The 19,604-nt window shown below is 70.0% G+C and carries 21 protein-coding genes; 13 read left to right on the forward strand and 8 right to left on the reverse strand.

The genetic code is table 11. From position 1 onward, the window contains the following. Positions 1-5 precede the first annotated feature (5 nt). From WBG79_RS18345 to WBG79_RS18355, 3 genes are all read right to left on the reverse strand, one after another. A complete protein-coding gene (locus tag WBG79_RS18345) occupies positions 6-773 on the reverse strand; it encodes a motility protein A (RefSeq protein ID WP_337358628.1) in 768 nt (255 codons plus the stop codon). Positions 774-1,009: 236 nt separating this feature from the next. Next, entirely contained in the window at positions 1,010-1,735 is a 726-nt protein-coding gene (gene phbB, locus WBG79_RS18350) for an acetoacetyl-CoA reductase (protein ID WP_337358629.1), read from the reverse strand. Between the two features lie 169 nt (positions 1,736-1,904). Further along, positions 1,905-3,080, reverse strand: a complete 1,176-nt coding sequence (locus tag WBG79_RS18355) for an acetyl-CoA C-acetyltransferase (protein WP_337358630.1) — start codon at positions 3,078-3,080, stop codon at positions 1,905-1,907. A 407-nt stretch (positions 3,081-3,487) separates the two neighbouring features. Between WBG79_RS18355 and phaR the strand changes: the two genes are divergently transcribed. The 6 genes from phaR to obgE all read left to right on the forward strand — a co-directional run bounded on the left by phaR (position 3,488) and on the right by obgE (position 7,580). Beyond that, positions 3,488-4,063, forward strand: a complete 576-nt coding sequence (gene phaR / locus WBG79_RS18360; RefSeq protein ID WP_337358631.1) for a polyhydroxyalkanoate synthesis repressor PhaR — start codon at positions 3,488-3,490, stop codon at positions 4,061-4,063. Between the two features lie 307 nt (positions 4,064-4,370). Further along, positions 4,371-4,730: a 50S ribosomal protein L21 gene (gene rplU, locus WBG79_RS18365; protein WP_337358632.1), complete on the forward strand. Its 360-nt coding sequence runs from the start codon at positions 4,371-4,373 to the stop codon at positions 4,728-4,730. Between the two features lie 137 nt (positions 4,731-4,867). Continuing rightward, a complete protein-coding gene (rpmA, locus tag WBG79_RS18370) occupies positions 4,868-5,140 on the forward strand; it encodes a 50S ribosomal protein L27 (protein ID WP_337358633.1) in 273 nt (90 codons plus the stop codon). Between the two features lie 165 nt (positions 5,141-5,305). Then, entirely contained in the window at positions 5,306-5,968 is a 663-nt protein-coding gene (locus WBG79_RS18375) for a GNAT family N-acetyltransferase (protein ID WP_337358634.1), read from the forward strand. Next, the gene (locus WBG79_RS18380; RefSeq protein WP_337358635.1) at positions 5,965-6,540 is read left to right on the forward strand and encodes a GNAT family N-acetyltransferase; all 576 of its coding nucleotides are present in this window, start codon (positions 5,965-5,967) and stop codon (positions 6,538-6,540) included. Before WBG79_RS18375 ends, WBG79_RS18380 begins: the two co-directional genes overlap by 4 nt. Continuing rightward, positions 6,537-7,580 (forward strand): GTPase ObgE, encoded by a 1,044-nt coding sequence (gene obgE / locus WBG79_RS18385; RefSeq protein ID WP_337358636.1) that lies wholly within the window; start codon positions 6,537-6,539, stop codon positions 7,578-7,580. The genes WBG79_RS18380 and obgE overlap by 4 nt, the downstream gene beginning before the upstream one ends. A gap of 62 nt (positions 7,581-7,642) precedes the next feature. Here the strand turns inward: obgE and WBG79_RS18390 are convergent, their stop codons facing one another. Further along, positions 7,643-8,272: a LysE family translocator gene (locus tag WBG79_RS18390; protein WP_337358637.1), complete on the reverse strand. Its 630-nt coding sequence runs from the start codon at positions 8,270-8,272 to the stop codon at positions 7,643-7,645. Then, entirely contained in the window at positions 8,269-8,709 is a 441-nt protein-coding gene (locus WBG79_RS18395) for a VOC family protein (RefSeq protein ID WP_337358638.1), read from the reverse strand. Before WBG79_RS18395 ends, WBG79_RS18390 begins: the two co-directional genes overlap by 4 nt. A 104-nt stretch (positions 8,710-8,813) precedes the next feature. Here WBG79_RS18395 and WBG79_RS18400 point away from each other — a divergent pair, with 104 nt between their 5' ends. The 4 genes from WBG79_RS18400 (at position 8,814) to WBG79_RS18415 (ending at position 13,410) form a co-directional block, all read left to right on the forward strand. Then, on the forward strand, positions 8,814-10,184 hold the full coding sequence (locus WBG79_RS18400; protein WP_337358639.1) for an aminotransferase-like domain-containing protein: 1,371 nt from the start codon (positions 8,814-8,816) through the stop codon (positions 10,182-10,184). Positions 10,185-10,298: 114 nt separating this feature from the next. After that, positions 10,299-11,432: a glutamate 5-kinase gene (gene proB, locus WBG79_RS18405; RefSeq protein ID WP_337358804.1), complete on the forward strand. Its 1,134-nt coding sequence runs from the start codon at positions 10,299-10,301 to the stop codon at positions 11,430-11,432. After that, positions 11,429-12,721: a glutamate-5-semialdehyde dehydrogenase gene (locus tag WBG79_RS18410; RefSeq protein ID WP_443147481.1), complete on the forward strand. Its 1,293-nt coding sequence runs from the start codon at positions 11,429-11,431 to the stop codon at positions 12,719-12,721. The genes proB and WBG79_RS18410 overlap by 4 nt, the downstream gene beginning before the upstream one ends. Before the next feature lie 86 nt (positions 12,722-12,807). After that, positions 12,808-13,410: a nicotinate-nucleotide adenylyltransferase gene (locus tag WBG79_RS18415; RefSeq protein WP_443147488.1), complete on the forward strand. Its 603-nt coding sequence runs from the start codon at positions 12,808-12,810 to the stop codon at positions 13,408-13,410. Positions 13,411-13,422: 12 nt separating this feature from the next. Here WBG79_RS18415 and WBG79_RS18420 read toward each other — a convergent pair whose 3' ends face one another. Both WBG79_RS18420 and fsa read right to left on the reverse strand, forming a co-directional pair. Continuing rightward, entirely contained in the window at positions 13,423-13,749 is a 327-nt protein-coding gene (locus tag WBG79_RS18420; RefSeq protein WP_337358640.1) for a hypothetical protein, read from the reverse strand. A 14-nt stretch (positions 13,750-13,763) separates the two neighbouring features. After that, entirely contained in the window at positions 13,764-14,420 is a 657-nt protein-coding gene (gene fsa, locus WBG79_RS18425; protein WP_337358641.1) for a fructose-6-phosphate aldolase, read from the reverse strand. A 93-nt stretch (positions 14,421-14,513) separates the two neighbouring features. Here fsa and WBG79_RS18430 point away from each other — a divergent pair, with 93 nt between their 5' ends. From WBG79_RS18430 to WBG79_RS18440, 3 genes are all read left to right on the forward strand, one after another. After that, a complete protein-coding gene (locus WBG79_RS18430) occupies positions 14,514-16,766 on the forward strand; it encodes a glycosyltransferase family 2 protein (protein ID WP_337358642.1) in 2,253 nt (750 codons plus the stop codon). A 133-nt stretch (positions 16,767-16,899) separates the two neighbouring features. Continuing rightward, the gene (locus tag WBG79_RS18435; protein WP_337358643.1) at positions 16,900-18,090 is read left to right on the forward strand and encodes a polysaccharide biosynthesis/export family protein; all 1,191 of its coding nucleotides are present in this window, start codon (positions 16,900-16,902) and stop codon (positions 18,088-18,090) included. Positions 18,091-18,116: 26 nt separating this feature from the next. Next, positions 18,117-18,404 (forward strand): sulfurtransferase TusA family protein, encoded by a 288-nt coding sequence (locus tag WBG79_RS18440; protein ID WP_337358644.1) that lies wholly within the window; start codon positions 18,117-18,119, stop codon positions 18,402-18,404. Here the strand turns inward: WBG79_RS18440 and WBG79_RS18445 are convergent. After that, entirely contained in the window at positions 18,371-19,597 is a 1,227-nt protein-coding gene (locus WBG79_RS18445; protein WP_337358645.1) for a CobW family GTP-binding protein, read from the reverse strand. The genes WBG79_RS18440 and WBG79_RS18445 overlap by 34 nt on opposite strands. Positions 19,598-19,604: the final 7 nt, after the last annotated feature.

Here is a 19,604-nt window from a genome sequence, read left to right on the forward strand (position 1 = left end):
CCGCCTCACGCCGCCTCGAGGACTTCGACGCGCGCCGGCTTGGGCACGTAGGTCTGCAGCATCTCGCGGACGAGCGACGGGCTCTTGCCCTCCTTGATGGCCAGGATGCCGTCGATGATCATCGTCTCGCTGAGCTCGTCGTGGCCCAGGTAGTATTCGAGCTTCTCGGCGATCGGCAGGCAGATGAAGTTGGCGAGGACGGCGCCGTAGAGGGTCGCGAGCAGGGCGATGGCCATGAATGGTCCGAGCTTGGACGGATCCGACATGTTCATGAACATCTGCACCATGCCGATCAGCGTCCCGACCATGCCGAAGGCCGGCGCGCCGTCGCCGATCGACTTGTAGACCTTGACGCCGATCTCGAGGCGGTGGGCCTCCAGGTCGCGCTCGCGCTCGAGTGTCATGCGGATGAACTCGGCGTCGTAGCCGTCCGCGACCATGCGCAGGGCGGCGGCCAGGAACTCGTCCTCGACCTCCATGGCCTCCAGGCCGAGCGGACCCTGGCGGCGATAGACCTCCGCGATCTCGCCGAGGGCCACCACCAACTCGCGCGCATGCATCCGGTGGTGCGCGAAGGCGTAGACGAGCCCGGCCTTGAGCCCGGTCGCGATCTCCTTGAGGGGGAAGCGGATCATGGTGGCGGCGACGACGCCACCCAGGATCGTGATGCCGGCGTGCTTGTTGAGGAAGCCCATCGGGTCTCCCTCGTAGAGCACGAGAAACAGCAGCGTGGCCAAGGCGAGGGCGAAGCCGCCGATCGTTCCGAAATCCATGTCGAGGCCCCATGATGGTGCGGGTACCTCATCTCTAGGTGCTTTCCCTTAGGATCTCCTGAAGTCTGTCAGGTTCTCGTCAGTTTCCGTCGCCGCGGTTAACGGACCATGGCCCTTGGCCGGGCGGCGGCTGGTGATCCGCCGTGACGAGCGCAAAAGGGCCCCCCGGATCGGATCCGGGAGGCCCGTGGTCGGCGGTCTCTCGCGGCGGCCCGCCGGATGGGCGGGCCTGGCCGTCAGGCCATGTACTGGCCGCCGTTGGCGGAGAGGGTCGAGCCGGTGATGAAGCCGGCCTCGTCGGAGGCGAGGAAGACGACCGCGCGGGCGATTTCGTCCGGCTGGCCGAGCCGGCCGACCGGGATCTGCGGCAGGATCTTGGACTTCAGCACCTCCTCGGGCACCGCCATGACCATCTCGGTGGCGATGTAGCCCGGGCAGATCGCGTTGGCGGTGATGCCCTTGGAGGCACCCTCCTGGGCGATGGCCTTGATGAAGCCGATGTCGCCCGCCTTGGCGGCGGAGTAGTTGGCCTGGCCGGCCTGGCCCTTCTGCCCGTTGATCGAGGAGATCACGATGATGCGGCCGAAGTTGCGGTTGCGCATGCCCTCGATGACCGGCCGCGTCATGTTGAAGAGGCCGTCGAGGTTGGTGCGGATGACCGCCGACCACTGCTCCTTGGTCATCTTGTGGAAGAAGCCGTCCTTGGTGATGCCGGCGTTGTTGACCAGGATCTCGACCGGGCCGAGGTCGGCCTCGACCTTGGCGATGCCGGCCACGCAGGCGTCGTAGTCGCCGACGTCCCACTTGTAGGTCGGGATGCCGGTCTCGGCCGTGAACTTCGCGGCGGCGTCGTCGTTGCCGGCGTAGCTCGCCGCGACCTTGTAGCCGGCGGCCTTGAGCGCCTTGGAGATGGCCGCGCCGATGCCGCGCGAGCCGCCCGTGACGAGTGCAACCCTGCTCATGTGAAACCTCCCGGTGACCTGTTTCGATGTCGCGACCGTTATGGCCGCACGCTGCCGGCGCTGTCCATCCCGACGGAAGACTTGCGACGAAAGGATCGCCGACCAAAGGCTATAACAAAAAGGGGACGCGAGCCGCGTCCCCTTGTGTCGCCGTTCCGTGGAGCGTCCGTCAGCGCTCGACGGTGAGGGCGACGCCCATGCCGCCGCCGATGCAGAGGGTGGCGAGGCCCTTCTTGGCGTCGCGCTTCTGCATCTCGTGCAGGAGGGTGACGAGCACGCGCGCGCCGGACGCCCCGATCGGGTGACCGATCGCGATGGCGCCGCCGTTGACGTTCACAATGTCGGTGTTCCAGCCCATGTCCTGGTTGACCGCGCAGGCCTGGGCCGCGAACGCCTCGTTGGCCTCGACGAGGTCGAGGTCCTGGACGTTCCAGCCGGCCTTGGCGAGGGCCTTGCGGGACGCCGGGATCGGGCCCGTGCCCATGATGGCCGGGTCGACGCCGGCGGTCGCCCAGGAGACGATGCGGGCGAGCGGGGTGAGGCCGCGCCGGGCGGCCTCGTCGGCCGTCATCAGGACCAGCGCGGCGGCGCCGTCGTTGATGCCCGACGCGTTGCCGGCCGTCACGGTGCCATCCTTGTCGAAGGCCGGGCGCAGCTTGCCGAGCGAGTCGACGGTCGTGCCCGCGCGGATGTACTCGTCCTGGTCGACGATCTTGTCGCCCTTGCGGTCCTTGATGACGACCGGGACGATCTCGTCCTTGAACCGGCCGGACTTCTGGGCCGCCTCGGCCTTGTTCTGCGACGCGGTCGCGAACTCGTCCTGTATCTGGCGGGTCAGCTGCCACTGGCGGGCGACGTTCTCGGCGGTGTTGCCCATGTGGTAGCCGTTGAAGGCGTCCATCAGGCCGTCCTTCAGCATGGTGTCCATGAGCTCGAGGGAACCCATCTTGGTGCCGTTGCGCAGGTGCGCCACGTGCGGGGCCATGGACATGGACTCCTGACCGCCCGCCACGATGACGTCGGCGTCGCCGTTGGCGATCTGCTGCATGCCGATGGCGACGGTGCGCAGGCCGGAGCCGCAGAGCTGGTTCAGCCCCCAGGCTGTGGCCTCCTTGGGGATGCCGGCCGCGATGGCGGCCTGGCGGGCCGGGTTCTGGCCCTGGCCGGCGGAGAGGATCTGGCCGAGGATGACCTCGTTGACCTCGGCCGCGTCGACCTTGGCGCGCTCGAGCGCGGCCTTGATGGCGATGGCGCCGAGCTGGTGAGCGGGCAGGCTCGACAGAGCCCCGTTGAAGCTGCCGACGGGCGTGCGGGCCGCGCCCACGATGACGACGTCCTTGGCCATCGCATGATCCTCCAGGTTCCGGTTCTGATCTCTGCCGCGCGACGGCAACGCACCATGACCCTTCGGGCCGGCGCGGCAAGTCGGGGGCAATAGAGACTTGGGTGATCCCCGTGTCAATGCGATGAAACGGCTAGGCGTCTCAGCAATCCGTCGAGTTCGGGGTCGACGTTGCGGGTCTCGTCTCAGCAGTTCGACGTAGCCGGCGGCGTTTTCGCAGGCGCGAAGAAATCTTGTGGCCGCTCGCCGAGAAAGGCCATAATCTGTTCCCGGCAGGCATCCGGGACGCCCGATCCGGGCAGGTTCCGGCGAGCGCGCCGCGGAAACCCGGCGGGGGGAGCGTCGGGGAGCGCGGACCGCGTCTCGGGACGCGCGTGGCCATGTCGCATTCGGGGGCATACCGGACAACGATGACCAAGAGCAAAGAACCCACGATCATCAAGAAGTACGCCAACCGGCGGCTCTACAATACCGGAACCTCCACCTACGTTACCCTCGAGGACCTCGCCGAGATGGTGAAGGGCGAGGAGGACTTCGTGGTCTTCGACGCCAAGTCCGGCGATGAGATCACCCGCTCGGTGCTGACGCAGATCATCTTCGAGCAGGAGAACAAGGGCACGAACCTCCTGCCCATCGCGTTCCTCCGCCAGCTGATCCGCTTCTACGGCGATTCCATGCAGAACCTGGTGCCGAGCTACCTGGAGTTCTCCATCGACAGCCTGACGCGCGAGCAGCAGAAGCTGCGCGACCACATGAGCCAGGCCTTCGGCAACACCGCCTTCGAGGCCATGCAGGAACAGGTGCGCCGCAACACGGAGATGTTCGAGCGGGCAATGCGGATGTTCATGCCGTTCAGCGGGACGGGGCCGCAGGAGGCGCCGAAGCCGGCCGAGAGGCCCGCCGAGCCCACGGACATCGACCGTCTCAAGCTGCAGATGGAAGAGATGCAGAAGCGCCTCGACGCGATCGCGCAGAGCAAGGGGTAGCGGGCGCGCGCTCCGCATCCGGAACTCCGCTCAATTCCGTTGACTTCCCGGGCCCCCTCTGTATAACCGCCGCATTCGCGAAGAGCCGGGCCCAGCGCCCGGCTTATTGCGCTGTCCGAGGCCTGGCGGCCTGGCCGCCGTCCAAGACCGCGACATCCGGGTCCCCGCAAGGTCGTCCGACCGGCCGAGGGTCTCCGCCCCGGCGGGTCCGTCCCGCGCGGGGCCGTCGTCGCGGCGCCGAAGGGCGCGTGCATCAGGGCGGACCCCGGGAGGCCGGGCAACCGTCGGAACATGAAGGAAGACAAGAATGTTCGCGGTCATCAAGACCGGCGGCAAGCAGTATCGGGTCGCCGCCGAGGACGTGATCACCATCGAGAAGCTCGACGCCGCGCCGGGCGAGGCCGTCACCTTCGGCGAAGTGCTGATGGTCGGCAGCGAGATCGGTACGCCCTTCGTCAGCGGCGCGTCGGTCGCCGGCGAGGTGGTCGAGCAGACCCGCGGCGACAAGGTCATCCACTTCGTCAAGCGCCGGCGCAAGAGCTGGAAGAAGAAGAAGGGGCACCGGCAGGACCTCACCGTCGTGCGCATCACCGGAATCCTGACGGCCTCGGCGGCCGCCGAGGCCTCCGCGAAGGCGCCCAAGGCGGTCGTTGCGGAAGACGCGTGATCGGCGCGGGACAGAGTCCCGGATTATGCGTTTGTCCTGATGTCGCATCGAGGCTACTCTGCCTCGACCCGTTGAATCGCAGCGCTGGAGCAGGCCGGAGCGGCCGCCCGCGCGAGTAGGACCGAAGGAGCTCGAGTATGGCTCACAAGAAGGCAGGCGGCTCGTCCCGCAACGGCCGCGACTCGGCCGGACGCCGTCTCGGCGTCAAGAAGTACGGCGGCGAAGCCGTCGTGGCCGGCAACATCCTCGTCCGCCAGCGCGGCACGAAGTGGCATCCCGGGCAGAACGTCGGCATGGGCAAGGACCATACGGTGTTCGCCCTCGTCGACGGAACGGTCGTGTTCCAGGCGAAAGCCAACGGCCGAACCTACGTATCCGTTTCGCCGACGATGGCGGCGGCAGCGGAGTAACCCGGCGCGATGAAAACATCTCCCGCCGGTGTCCCAACGACCCGGCGGTGAGTGTCACCGCACCATTCCAGGGCCCCGCGAGGGACCGAGCGGAACGGGGGGAGATGGGGCACCATCCTCCCCCTCTTGCGTTTCGGACCCACCCTCCGCCGTGGAGACCCAGGAATGAGCGACAGGACAGAGCCCCCCACACACCACGACGAGGATCTGGCGAGCCTCGTCGTGGAAACCGCCCGGCTGGTGCTTCGCCAGCCGACCCGGGCGGACGCCGAGGACCTCGCGGCGCTGGCGAACGACATCGCGATCGCCGAGAACCTCTCGACGATGCCGCACCCCTACACGGTCGCGGACGCGCTCGCCTTCATCGACAACACGGACGTGTCGCCGCTGCGCGTCAACTTCGGCATCTACTCCAAGGACGACGACGGCCGCTTCGTCGGCACCGCTAGCCTGATGCCGCGCGACGGCGAGCGCTTCGCGGTCGGCTACTGGATCGGCCGGCCCTTTTGGGGGCGCGGCTGGGCCACGGAAGCGACGCAGGCCATGGTCGACCTCGCCTTCGATCGCCTGGAGGCACCCTCGGTCGCCGGCTCGTGCCGGGTGACCAACGGGGCCTCGCGGCGGGTGCTGGAGAAGAGCGGCTTCCAGTATGCCGGGCAGGGCATGGGGCCGTCGCTCTTCTTCCGCGGCATGGTGCCGGTCGACCGGTTCCGGCTGGAGCGGGCCGTGTGGCGGTCGCTCCGGGCCTGGCGCAACGCCTCGGTGGAGCGGCGGGCGGACCATGCCGGGCCGGTGCTGGCTTCCCTGCCGGCGGGGGCCGCGGGATGAGCGGGCACTGGCGCGGGGCGCTCGGCCTGCGGGGCGTCGAGCCGCGGCTGGAGACGGCGCGGCTCGTCCTCAGGCCCTACGGGGTGGCGGACGCGGGGGGCATGGCGTCCTACCTCGCGGACTACGAGGTGTCGCGCTGGCTGGCGCTGGTGCCGCACCCCTATCTGCCACGGCATGCGGCGGAGTTCCTGGCGCGCAAGCTCGGCCCCGAGCCGGACCCCGCCCATTTCGGGCTGGCGATCGAGATCGGCGGCCGCTTCGCCGGCGGGCTGTCGCTATCCGGGACCGGGTGGTCGCGGATGCTCGGCTACTGGATCGGGCGGCCGTACTGGGGGCAAGGCTACATGACGGAGGCGGTGGCGGCGCTGCTCGACCATGCCTTCGGGCCGATGAGCCTCGACCGGATCGGCTCCGGGGTGTTCGTCGGCAACGCGGCCTCGCTCGCCATCCAGAAGCGGTTCGGATTCGAGATCCTGGGCGAGAGCCAGGTCTTTTCGGTTGCCCGCAACGAGACGATCACCCATATCGATACGCTCCTCACCCGCCAGCGCTACCGCGAGACCTCCTCATGAAATTCCTCGACCAGGCCAAGGTCTCGATCCGCTCCGGCGACGGCGGCGCCGGCTCGGTGTCGTTCCGGCGCGAGAAGTTCATCGAGTTCGGCGGGCCGGACGGCGGCGACGGCGGGCGCGGCGGGGACGTCTGGGCGGAGTGCGTGGACGGGCTCAACACGCTGGTCGACTACCGCTACCAGCAGCACTTCAAGGCCAAGACCGGCGGCCACGGCATGGGGCGGAACCGGCACGGCGCGAACGCGCCGGACATCGTCCTGAAGGTGCCGAAGGGGACCGAGATCTGGGACGAGGAGGGCGAGACCCTGATCGCCGACCTGACCGAGATCGGCCAGCGGGTGCTCCTCGCCAAGGGCGGCAACGGCGGCTTCGGCAACGCCCATTTCAAGTCCTCAACCAACCAGGCGCCGCGCCGGGCGAACCCGGGGCTCGAGGGCGAGGAGAAGTGGATCTGGCTGCGCCTCAAGCTGATCGCCGACGCGGGGCTGGTCGGGCTGCCGAACGCGGGCAAGTCCACCTTCCTGGCGACCGTCACGGCGGCCAAGCCGAAGATCGCCGACTATCCCTTCACGACCCTCCACCCCGGCCTCGGCGTCGTGCGGATCGACGCGCGCGAGTTCGTGCTCGCCGACATCCCGGGCCTGATCGAGGGCGCCCACGAGGGCCAGGGGCTCGGCGACCGCTTCCTCGGCCATGTCGAGCGCTGCCGTGTCCTCCTGCACCTGGTCGACGCCAACTCCGATGATGTCGTCCGCGACTACCGGATCGTCCGCAAGGAGCTGAAGGCCTACGGCCAGGGCCTCGCCGACAAGCCGGAGATCGTGGCCCTCTCCAAATGCGACACCATCTCCGAGGGGGAGCGCGCCGAGAAGACCGCGGCGCTGAAGAAGGCCGCCCGCCGCGTGCCGATCCAGCTCTCGTCGGCGACGCGCGAGAATGTGGAGAAGACACTGCGCGGGCTGATGCGGGCGCTCGACTCGGACAAGGCGGAAGAGGCGAACGAGGTGCCGGCGGAGCGGGAGGCGGCTTGGCGGCCGTGATTCTCGCCTGATGCCGCCACTTCAACCGGCGAGTTGGGGAGGTCGACCTCGCGATCCTCCATTCACTTGTTCGAGGCGATCAATGTCAGACCTGCGGAGGCGAACAGGGCACAGAGGCCGCCTTCGATCCAGCGCTTCGATTGCTCGTAAATGGCAACCATCGGCGCGGTGGAAAAGAGAACCGCATAGCTCCCGAATACGATGACTGCGAGCACGGCGCAGCCGCCAATAATTGCGGATAGAGTGCCCGCATGTGCATCGTTTGGAAGACCCAGCGACATGATCGTGATCCATCCCAATACCGCCTTTGGATTGCAAATATGCATGATAACACCCTGACGGTAGAGGGCGCGATATGACAGCTTCGGACGAGCTGCCTCCAAATCGACCATCTTCACTGTTGATCGCAAGGCGGACTGCCCGGCGCGGAATGCCAGAAAGAGCAGGTAAAAACCACCCGCGATCTTGATCACGAAGAGGGCTTGGGCATAGGCCGCGAGCACTGCGGCCATACCTGTGGCCGCAAGCACCGCCCAGAAAAGTGTGCCGGTGATGACTCCGGCTGCGAGGGCAAGGGCGGGAACCCGGCCTACTCGCATAGCCGTGGCCATGATCGCCATGTTGCTCGGTCCTGGACTGGCGGTGGCGACGATATAGGTGCCGTACACGAGTACGATCTGGCTGAAGATCATCGAAACGGCTCCGGGATCTGCGAGCTGTCTTCATGGCGCTGAAGATCGCCGCGATAGACGACATGAATCTTGTTTCCATCAGGATCGCGCAGGTAGGCGCCGAAGTAGCCTGCGCCATAGCGCGACCTCTCCCCCGGAGCGCCTTCGTCGCTGCCGCCATGGGCCATCCCCGCCGACCAAGCCGCTTTCACGGCGTCGCTGCTGGGCGCCAGGAATGCGATCATGCTTCCGTTGCCGGCCTTGGCGGGGCGCCCGTCGAGCGGACTGTAGACATAGAAGCGGGGTACGGACGACCGGCGGGAGATCCAGCAAAGCGCCCGGGGCCCGCCATCCGGCGCAACAGTTCTCTGCAATATTCCGAGCGGCGCGAGCACGGCATCGTAGAAGCAGCGCGCGCGCTCGAGGTCGTTCGATCCAACGGTCACATGACTGAGCATCCGGTCTCGATCCATCTCTCCCGAAAGCCGGTGCTCTGATCCGTCCGGCCTACAGCTCCGACCCTAGAAGATGTGACACTTCTTGGGTATAAGGATAGTGTCACGTGACACTTTTGGGGCCGTTGCTTATGCGCCTGCAATCTCCTTGGACACCGCGCCTTGCGGACAGGGATGGGACCATAGCCGAGCGGCTGACGTCGGCGCTCGCGGGCGACATCATCGAAGGCCGCCTGAAAGGCGGAGATCGGCTTCCGGCTCATCGCGATCTTGCGTGGAAGCTCGGAATCGGCATCGGCACCGTGACAAAGGCCTACGCGGCGCTCGATCGGCGTGGGCTCACCCGAAGCGTCAGGGGACGGGGAACGTTCGTGACGATTTCGCAGGCCCACGAGCGCCGGCAGATCGATCTCTCGTCGAATGTGCCGCCGAGCGTACTGGGCGAGCGTCTGCTTGCCCGTACGCTCGCCGAGATCTCACGGAAGATCGACGTGGAACATCTCACTCTCTATGCGCCTTCCGCGGGTCATATGGAGCATCGGCGCATCATGGCCCGTTGGCTCGACATGCAAGGCGTAACCGCCGATCCGGCACATCTTGTTCTGACCGGCAATGCAAGGCAGGCCATCGCACTGGCATTCGAACTTGTCTGTGGCCGGGACGGGATCATCATGGCCGAGAGACTGACGTATTCCGGCGCGATAGCATTGGCGCGGCGCAGCGGACATCGGATCCGCGGCATCGATATCGACGCCGAAGGAATGATTCCGGAGGCTTTGGCGTCGGCTCTGAACCACGAGAATGCGGTCCGCAAAACGGTCTATCTGACGCCGACTCTTCACAATCCGACGACCGCCACGATGAGTTCGTCACGACGGCATGAGATCGTAAATGTGTGCCGCAACGCGAATGCATCGATCGTCGAAGATGGGGTGTACGGGTTCGCCATGACGGACTTGCCGCCTCTGGCCGCCCTGGCGCCGGACATTACGCTCCACGTAAACGGTCTGTCGAAGTCGCTGGGGCCGGGCTTGCGCATTGGCGTCCTTCGGCTTCCGGCGGGCATGATGGCGGATGCCGAGACTATCTTGCGCGATATGCCGATGGAGCCGGCTCCGCTCTCCTGTGCACTGGTGGAAGAGTGGTTGTCGGCCGGCGTCATCGCGTCGATTCAGGGCGATCTGATCCACGAAGCGCGGCGTCGATCGGATCTGGCGGCCTCTCTTCTCGGCAAGGCTGGCCTAGTCACCCATCCAGCCGCTTGCCATGCGTGGCTTCCGGCAGAGCGCACCGTTGCCGATCGGCTTCACTCGGCCGCTGCCGCGGTCGGCATCAGAGTAACGGACCCACGGACGGTCATGGTCGACGGCGGAGAGCCTGAGAGCGGAATCCGCCTCTGCCTGGGCGGGCCGTCGTTTGATGAGCTAACGGAAGCTCTCAATGCGTTTTCCACATTGGCGAACAACATCGGTCAATAGAAAAGATCCTGGCGTTCAAACGGAGCCGACCCCGGTCCACCCACCCGCCGCGGCTCGCCACGCTCGCCCCCTTCCTGTTGCAGCATCGGCCTTTCGCGTCTAATCGAGGGCTCCCTGTCGGAAACCGCCATGCCCAGCCTCGCCCAACACCGCCGTATCGTCGTCAAGATCGGGTCCGCGCTGCTCGTCGAGCGGGCCACCGGCGCTTTGCATCAGGCGTGGCTGGAGAGCCTGGCGGACGACGTGGCGGGGCTGATGCGGGGCGGGGCGGAGGTGATCCTGGTCTCGTCGGGGGCGATCGCGCTCGGGCGGGGGCGGCTGGGGCTGCCGAAGGGGGCGCTGGCGCTGGAGGAGAGCCAGGCGGCGGCGTCGGTCGGGCAGATCGCGCTGGCCAGGGCCTATTCGGAGGTACTCGGGGCGCGCGGCTTCACGGCCGCGCAGGTGCTCCTGACGCTCGAGGACACGGAGAGCCGGCGGCGCTACCTCAACGCGCGCTCGACCCTCGGGGTGCTGATCGAGCGCAAGGCCGTGCCGGTCATCAACGAGAACGACACGGTGGCGACGACCGAGATCCGCTACGGCGACAACGACCGGCTCGCCGCGCGCGTCGCGACCATGATCGGGGCGGACCTCCTGGTGCTTCTTTCCGACATCGACGGGCTCTACACGGCGCCGCCGAACGACGATGCGGACGCGCGGCTGATCCCGGTCGTGGAGCGGATCACCCCGGAGATCGAGGCGATGGCGGGCGGGGCCGGGTCGGAGCTGTCGCGGGGCGGCATGAAGACCAAGGTCGAGGCCGGCAAGATCGCCACGCGGGCGGGCTGCGCCATGATCATCACGCTCGGCAAGCGCATGAACCCGCTGGCGGCCATCGACCGGGGCGCGACCGCGACCTGGTTCCTCGGCGAGGGCAACCCGGTGACGGCGCGCAAGACCTGGATCGCCGGGTCGCTCGACGCACGCGGGTCCGTGCAGGCGGATGCGGGGGCGGTCCGGGCGCTCCGGTCGGGCAAGAGCCTGCTGCCGGCCGGGTGCCGGCGTATCGAGGGGCGCTTCTCGCGCGGCGACACGGTCGTGATCCTCGGGCCGGAGGGCGAGGAGGTCGGCCGGGGGCTTGTCGCCTTCGACGCCGAGGAGGCGAGCCAGATCCTCGGGCGCAAGACCCATGAAATCGAGGCCATCCTGGGCTACAAGGGGCGGGCGGCGATGATCCACCGCGACGACATGGTTCTGAGGGGCGAATGATGGGCGCCGAAGCGCGGGTGATCGAGGGCGGCTCGGTGGATGCCGTCATGCGGGAGATCGGGCTCAGGGCCCGGGCCGCGGCGCGGCGGCTGGCGACCGCCCCGACGGGGGCGAAGAACGCGGCGCTCGCCGCCATGGCGGCGCGGCTCAGGGCCTCGGCCAAGGCGATCCTTTCGGCGAATGCCGAGGACGTGGCGCAGGCGCGGCGCGACGGCATGGCGGCGAGCTTCGTCGACCGGCTCACCCTGACGGAGGCGCGCATCGAGGCGATCGCCAAGGGGGTCGAGGAGATCGCGGCGCTGCCCGATCCGGTCGGGCGCGTGCTGGCGGCCTGGGACCGGCCGAACGGGCTTCATATCGAGCGCGTCGCGACGCCGCTCGGGGTGATCGGCATCATCTACGAGAGCCGGCCCAACGTGACGGCCGACGCGGGGGCGCTGTGCCTTAAGAGCGGCAACGCGGCGATCCTGCGCGGCGGCTCGGATTCCTTCCGCTCGTCCGCGGCGATCGTGGCGGCGCTGCGCGACGGGCTCGCCGCGGCCGGGCTCGATCCGGACGCCATCCAACTCGTGCCGACGCGCGACCGGGCGGCGGTGGGCCTCATGCTGCGCGGGCTCGACGGGGCGGTCGACGTGATCGTGCCGCGCGGCGGCAAGAGCCTCGTGGCGCGGGTGCAGGACGAGGCGCGGGTGCCGGTCTTCGCCCATCTGGAGGGGATCTGCCACGTCTACGTGCACGCGGCGGCGGACCTGGAGATGGCGCGCCGCATCGTGGTCAACGCCAAGATGCGTCGGACGGGGATCTGCGGGGCGGCCGAGACGCTGCTGATCGACAGGGCGGTGGCGGCGAGCCACGGCCCGGCGCTGGTCTCCGCGCTGCAGGCGGCCGGGTGCCTGGTCAAGGGCGACGCGGCGGTCTCGGCGATGGCGCCGGGCGTGGAGCCGGCCACGGAGGCGGACTGGTCGACCGAGTACCTGGACGCCGTGATCTCGGCCAAGGTCGTCGACGGGCTCGAGGCGGCGGTCGACCACATCGAGCGCTACGGCTCCCACCACACCGAGGCGATCGTCACCGACGACGCGGAGGCGGCGGCGCGCTTCATGGCCGGGATCGACAGCGCCATCCTGCTTTGGAACGCCTCGACCCAGTTCGCCGACGGCGGCGAATTCGGCATGGGCGCGGAGATCGGCATCGCGACGGGCAAGATGCATGCGCGCGGCCCGGTCGGGGTCGAGCAGCTCTGCTCCTTCCAGTACCGGGTCACCGGAACGGGCCAGGTCCGGCCGTGACGGCGCCACCCCCGGGGGCCGCCGGGCCCGCCGCGGGCGCGACGAGGGGGCCGGAAGGCCCGGCGCGGGGCGTCGATCCGGCGGACCTGCGGATTCCGCCGGCCTATCCGGGCATGACGATCGGCCTGTTCGGGGGCTCGTTCAACCCGCCGCACCGGGGGCACGCGCATGTGGCCGAGATCGCGCTCGAGCGCCTCGGGCTCGATCGCGTCTGGGTGATGGTGACGCCGGGCAACCCGCTCAAGGAACGGCAGGGCCTGCCGTCGCTCGACCGCCGCATCGCGGCCACCCGGGCGACGATGCCGGATCCGCGGATCGTGGTGACGGGCTTCGAGGCGGCGCTCGGCTCGGCCTATTCCTGGGCGACGGTCCGCCACCTGACCCGCACCCGGCCGGGCGTCCGCTTCGTCTGGGTGATGGGGGCCGACAACCTCGGCACGTTCCACCGATGGCAGAACTGGCGGCGGATCGTCGACGCGGTGCCGATCGCGATCGTGGACCGTCCGGGATCGACGCTCGCCGCGCTGTCGAGCCGGGCCGCGGCCACCATGGTGCGCCATCGCGTCCCGGAGGCGGAGGCCTCCGCCCTCGCCGGGCGGGCGCCGCCGGCCTGGGTCTTCCTGCATGCGCCGAGGGTCCCGCTGTCGTCGACCGGGCTCAGGGCGGCCGGGCGCGGGCTCGCCGACTGACCCGCCCTTTCGTCAGCGCTTCCGGCTGTAGCGCTTGCTCGCCTCGGCGGCGGCCCATTCGGCGCGGGCGGCGCCGTCCGGCGTGATGCCGCGGGTCAGGCAGAACAGGCTGAAGCCGACCGGCTCGTAGCGGATGCGGACGGTCTTGATGCCGCGGCCGGTCATCTCGGCCTCGAAGGCCTGCGCCTCCTGCAGCCACTCGTCGTAGTCCTCGTAGAGGCGGTCCGGATCGGCCATCTCGGCCTTGGCGGCGTCGTAGTCCTCCCGGCGGAACCAGCAGATCGCCACGGCGCGCTGGCGCTCCGGGGCCGGCGCGGCCGCCTCGTTCGGCTTCGACATGGGCTGGCGCTCCCTCAGAGAATCGTCTGGCCGGTCTTGGCCCAGTCAGCCATGAAGGCCTGGATGCCCTTGTCGGTCAACGGATGGGCGACCAGCCCCTTCAGCACGGCCGGGGGGACGGTCGCCACGTCGGCGCCCGCGAGGGCGGCCTCCTTGACGTGGTTGGACGTCCGGATCGAGGCCGCCAGGATCTCGGTCTCGAGGGCGGGGTAGTTGTCGTAGATGGTCCGGATCTCGCGGATCAGCGCCATGCCGTCGAGGCCGATGTCGTCCAGCCGGCCGATGAAGGGCGAGATGAAGGTGGCGCCCGCCTTGGCGGCGAGGAGCGCCTGCACGGCCGAGAAGCAGAGGGTGACGTTGGTCTTGAAGCCCTCGCCGGTGAGGGCCTTGCAGGCCTTCAGCCCGTCGAGCGTCAGCGGGAGCTTGATGACCACGTTCGCCGCGATGGCGCCGAGGCTCCGGCCCTCCGCCACCATGCCGGCCGCGTCGAGCGCCACCACTTCGGCGGAGACCGGGCCCGGGACGATGTCGCAGATCTCGGCGACGACGTCCCGGAAGGGCCGTCCCGCCTTCATGATCAGAGACGGGTTAGTGGTGACGCCGTCGAGGAGCCCCGTCGCGGCGAGATCGCGAATTTCGGCAACATCCGCCGTATCGACAAAAAATTTCATTGGCGGCAATCCTCTCTGGCGAGCTCCGGCCTGTCGTAATGATCCGGCGGCCGGGGCAAGTCAAGGATCGCGGCCGGTGCGGGGCGGCTTGCCTTGCGGAACCGGGCCGCGCGCGCCTATAGCGGAACGATGGAACGGGGCTCGACGGGGGTGGCGCCACCCGGGACGGCGCAGGCGACGCTCGTCGCGCGGCGACAAGTCGAGGCCGGGCCGGACGGCGGCTGGACCGCGACCGGATTCGAGCCGCTCCTCACCTTCGATCTCGGGGCCGAGCAGCGACCGGGCTGGTACCGGGTCGAGGTCGTGGTCCGGGCGGAGCGGCAAGTGCAGGTCCGCGTCCTGCCGGGCTTCGGCGGCGTCCTCGACCCCGACCGTTCCTCGGTGCTCCGGCGCCGGCCGGGGGACCGCTTCGGCGGCACCTTCAGGGCTCCCGAACCCTTCCGGCTGGTCGGGCTCGAGCCGGCGCGGACCCCGGGGCCGTTCCGGCTTCAGGACCTCGCGGTGCAGCGGATGAGCGCGGGCGCGGTCGCCGCCATGGCGCTCGCAGGGGCTCGCCGCGCCGCCGGGCGGGGGCCGGCCGCGCTCCTGCGCTTCGTGGCGGCGGCGGCGAGCACCGTGCTCCGACCGGGACGGTTCGAGACCTTCCAGCCGGCGGCGGCCCTCGTCGGGGCGGCGGACGACGCCGCGGCGCGCTACGCGGCCTGGATCGAGCGGCACGAACCCGGGCTCGCCCGCGACCCGGCCCGGGCACCCGGCCCCGGGGTGGGCATCGCCGTCCTGGTGCCCTGCGACGGGCGGACCGACCCGGACCGGCTGGCCGCGACGCTCGGGTCGCTCGCGGAGATGACGGAACCCGCCGACGAGGTCGTCGTCGCCGCGCCGGAGGGGTCGGCCGGAGCGGAGGCGGCCCGCGTGCGCGGGCTCAAGGTGGTGACCACCGCACCCGGTACGACGGCCGGGGCCGCCGCCGCGGCGGCGCTCGCCCCCTCCAGGGCCAGCCACGTCGTGGTGCTCGCGCCCGGGGACCTGGCGCGGCCGCGGCTGGCGGCCGCCTTCCGGGCGGCACTCGCGCGCGAGCCCGGGCTCGCCGCCGCGTTCGGGGACGAGGACCGGATCGACGCGGACGGGCGGCGGCGCGACCCACGCTTCAAGCCCGCCTTCTCGCCCGACTTCCTGCGCTCCGGCCCTGTCCTGGGACGACCGGTGCTGCACAGCCGGACGGTCCTGGAGGCCACGGGCGGGATCGCGGCCGGGCCGGCCGGGGCGGAGGACTACGACCTTGCGCTGCGGGCTGGCGAGAGCGGGCGGCCGGTGGTCCGGGTCGCCGAGGTGCTGGTCTCCCGGCCGGACCCCTTCCCGGGCTGGTCGCCGGCGGACGGCGCGGCTGCGGCCGCGGCCGGGGCGGCGGCGCTCAGGGCGCATCTGGCGCGGGTCGGCCTCGCCGCGGCGGTCGAGCCGGACAGTCCGGCCGCCGGGGTGGACGGACCGCGCTTCCGGGTCCGGCCGCTGGTTCCGGAGCCGGCGCCGCTCGTGTCGATCCTCGTGCCGACGCGCGACCGCCTGGACCTCCTGGCGCCCTGCATCGCCTCGCTGCTCGGCCGGACCGACTGGCCGGCCCTGGAAATCCTGATCCTCGACAACGGATCGGCGGAGCCGGCGACCCTCGCCTGGTTCGCCGAGGCAGGGCGCGATCCCCGCATCCGGGTGCTGCCCTGCCCGGGGCCCTTCGACTTCGCGGCGATCAACAACCGTGGGGCGGAGGCGGCTGCAGGGGAGGTCCTGGTCCTCCTCAACAACGACGTGGAGGCGGTCGAGGCCGGGTGGCTCGCCGAGATGGCCTGTCTGGCGCTCCGGCCCGACGTCGGGCCGGTCGGGGCCCGGCTGCTCTACCCGGACGGGACCGTCCAGCACGGCGGCGTACTGGCGGGGATGCACGGGCTCGCCGGGCACATGGACGTCGGCGCGAGGGCGGAGGATGCGGGCTATCTCGGCCGGCTCCGGGCGGTGTCGGACGTTGCGGCGGTGACCGGGGCGTGCCTGGCCGTGCGCCGCTCCGTCTGGCGCGACCTCGGCGGGCTCGACTGCGCGTTCCCGGTGGCGTTCAACGACCTGGACTTCTGCTTTCGGGCGCGCGCCGCAGGGCTGCGCTGCCTGTTCGCCGGCCACGCGGTGCTGCTGCACCGGGAGTCGGCGAGCCGGGGGCCGGACCGGGACCCGGAACGCCGGGCGCGCTACCGGGTTGAGGCGGCGGCGTTCAAGGCGCGATGGGGAGCCGAGATCGCGGACGATCCCTTCGTGTCGCCCCATCTCGACCGGGCCGCGGGGCTCTGGACGGCCCGTCCCTGAGCGGTGAAATCACAGTCTGTTTCAAAGTCTTAACAGGGCGTTACTTGTGTCCCGTGGGCCACGACCGGACACAATCCGGCGGCCGGGGCCGACCGCTCTGGCGGGGGCGGGGGATCGATGCTATCGACCTCGCATGGTGTCCTGGTCCCGCAGCGTCGTCCGCGACGCCTGCCACCGCGTTCTCGTCCTCACCTGCGCGCTCATCGGGCTCGCGGGCTGCTCCACGTTGCCCACGGACGGCCCTTCGGCCGCGGTGATCACGAGCGAAGGGATCGAGGGCGGACTGCCCTCGGACAAGTACCTGATCCAGCCGCTGGACGAGGCCACCGCCTCGGTGATCGGGCCCTGGCGGCCCCGCAGCTTCGCCGACCTCTTCACGATCCGCTCCGGCCGGGCCGGACAGCCGATCGGCATCGGCGACGTGCTGGACATCCGGATCATGGAAGCGGGCGACAACGGCCTCTTCGCCAACACGCAGACGCGCGGGGCGCAATTCCAGGTCCAGGTGGACGAGACCGGGGACATCTTCGTCCCCTATATCGGCCGGGTCCGCGCGGCGGGACGGGCGCCGGAAGACCTCCGGTCGACCATCCAGACCACGCTCGCCGACAAGGCGATCCAGCCGCAGGTCCTGCTCACCGTGACCGGCAACCAGGCGAATGCCGCCACGGTGGTGGGCGACGTCAACCGGCCGGGCCGCTACGCGCTCAACGTCGGCGGCACGCGGCTCCTCGACGCGGTGGCGCTGGCGGGCGGGTCGCGCTTCACCACCTACGAGACGACCGTCACGCTGAAGCGGGGCAGGCAGACCGCGTCGGTGCTGCTCGAGGACCTCTTCTACATCCCCGAGAACAACGTCTACCTCAGGGCCGACGACGAGATCCTGCTCTCCTTCGCGCCGCAGACCTACACGCTGCTCGGCGCCGTGCCGGCGCCCTCGCAGATCAAGTTCGAGACCAAGCAGGTCACGCTCGCGGAGGCGATCGGGCGGGGCCGCGGGCTCAACACGCTGGCGGCCGACGCGAGCGGGGTGTTTCTCTTCCGCTACGAGGAGCCGTCGCTGGTTCGCAGGATCCGGCCGGACTACGTGGCGCCCGGGCCGGGCCCGGTGCCGACGGTCTACCGGCTCGACCTCACCCATCCGCGCGGCTTTTTCATCGCCAAGTCCATGTGGGTGCGGGACAAGGACGTGATCTACGTGGCGACGGCGCCGGCCGTGGAGTTCACGAAATTCGTCGACCTCCTGAACCGCGCCTCGACGGCCGGCCGCTCCGGGCTCGGCGCGGCGCTCGACGCCAAGACGCTCGACGGGCTCAACCGCTGACGGTCCGCCGGGGCGGGAGATCCGGCATGGCTGACGGTCCGCGAGACGATGCCGACGTGGTCAGGCTCGACCTGAAGGGCCTCAACTGCCCCCTGCCGGTCCTGAAGACGCGGCGCCGGCTCGACGGGATGGCACCCGGCACCCGGGTGCTGGTGGAGGCCACCGACCCGATGAGCGCCATCGACATCCCGCACATGGTCGCCGAGGACGGGCACCGTCTGGTGGAGACTCGACGGGCGGAGCGGGTCCTGACGTTCCTGATCGAACGGGGAGCCGGGGCTCAGCCGAAGCGCCCGGAGAAGCCGGAGACCTGAAGCGGGTTCGCCTCGACGGCGGTCCTGTCGGGCGTGTCGGGGGCGACATGCCCCGCGAAGGCGTCGAACATGCGGCGGACGAAGCCCTCGTCGAGATCCTTGGTGATGAAGACCAGCCGGGTGCGGCGGTCCTCGTCCGGCCAGGCGGGGAGCTGGGTCGGGGGATGCAGCACGTGCTGGACCGCGTGCAGGACCAGCGGCCGCTCGGGATCCTCGGCGAGGCGGACCACGCCCTTCATGCGCAGGAGCCGCGGGCCGTGCGCGGAGCGGAGCAGGTCGAGGAAGAGGTCGAGCGAGCCGGCCGGGATGGGCCGGTCCGTGGTCAGGCAGAAGGCGCGGATGCGGTCGTCGTGCCGGTTCGGGTCGTGGTGGTGGCCGTGGTGATCGTGGCCGTGACCATGGTGGTGGTCGTGATCATGATCATGGTCGTGGTCGTGCTGCTCCCCGCCGAGCTTCGCCTCGAGACGCCGCCGCTCCGCCTCGCGATCCCGGAAGGCCTCCTCGGAAAGCCAGCGACGGACGTCGGCGGACTTGCGGTCGGCGTTCCAGAGGCCGGTCTCCAGCAGTGCGGCGGGGGTCGCCTCGCCGGCGGCGGCATCGAGGATGGGGGCGGCGGGATTGAGAACGCGCAGGCGCGTGGCGAGCGTGACGAGGGTGCCGCGGTCCTCGGGGCGGACGAGGTCCGTCTTGGTGAGGACGATCCGGTCGGCGACGGCCGCCTGCTTCACGGCCTCCTCCTGGCCGTCGAGCGTCGCCATGCCGTTGACGGCGTCGACGAGCGTCACCACGCCGTCCAGGCGATAGCGTCGGACCAGGTAAGGGTGGCGCATGACGGTGTGCAGGATCGGGGCCGGGTCGGCGAGGCCCGTCGTCTCGATCACCACGCGGGCGAGGCGCTGGATCCGGCCATTGTCCAGGCGGCGCAGCAGGTCCTCGAGGGTGGCCACGAGATCGCCGCGGATGGTGCAGCAGAGGCAGCCGGAGGAGAGTTCGACGACGCCGTCGTCGGCCCGCTCGACGAGCACGTGGTCGATGCCGATCTCGCCGAACTCGTTGATGATCACGGCCGTGTCGGCGAGCGCCGGGTCGCGGAGCAGGCGGTTCAGCAGCGTGGTCTTGCCGGCGCCCAGGAAGCCGGTGATCACCGTCACCGGCACGGGGGCGGGGACGGGCGGAGCGCTGTCTTCCGGCATTTCAGGG

It is taken from the genome of Prosthecomicrobium sp. N25, from assembly GCF_037203705.1.
Lineage (GTDB): Bacteria > Pseudomonadota > Alphaproteobacteria > Rhizobiales > Ancalomicrobiaceae > Prosthecodimorpha.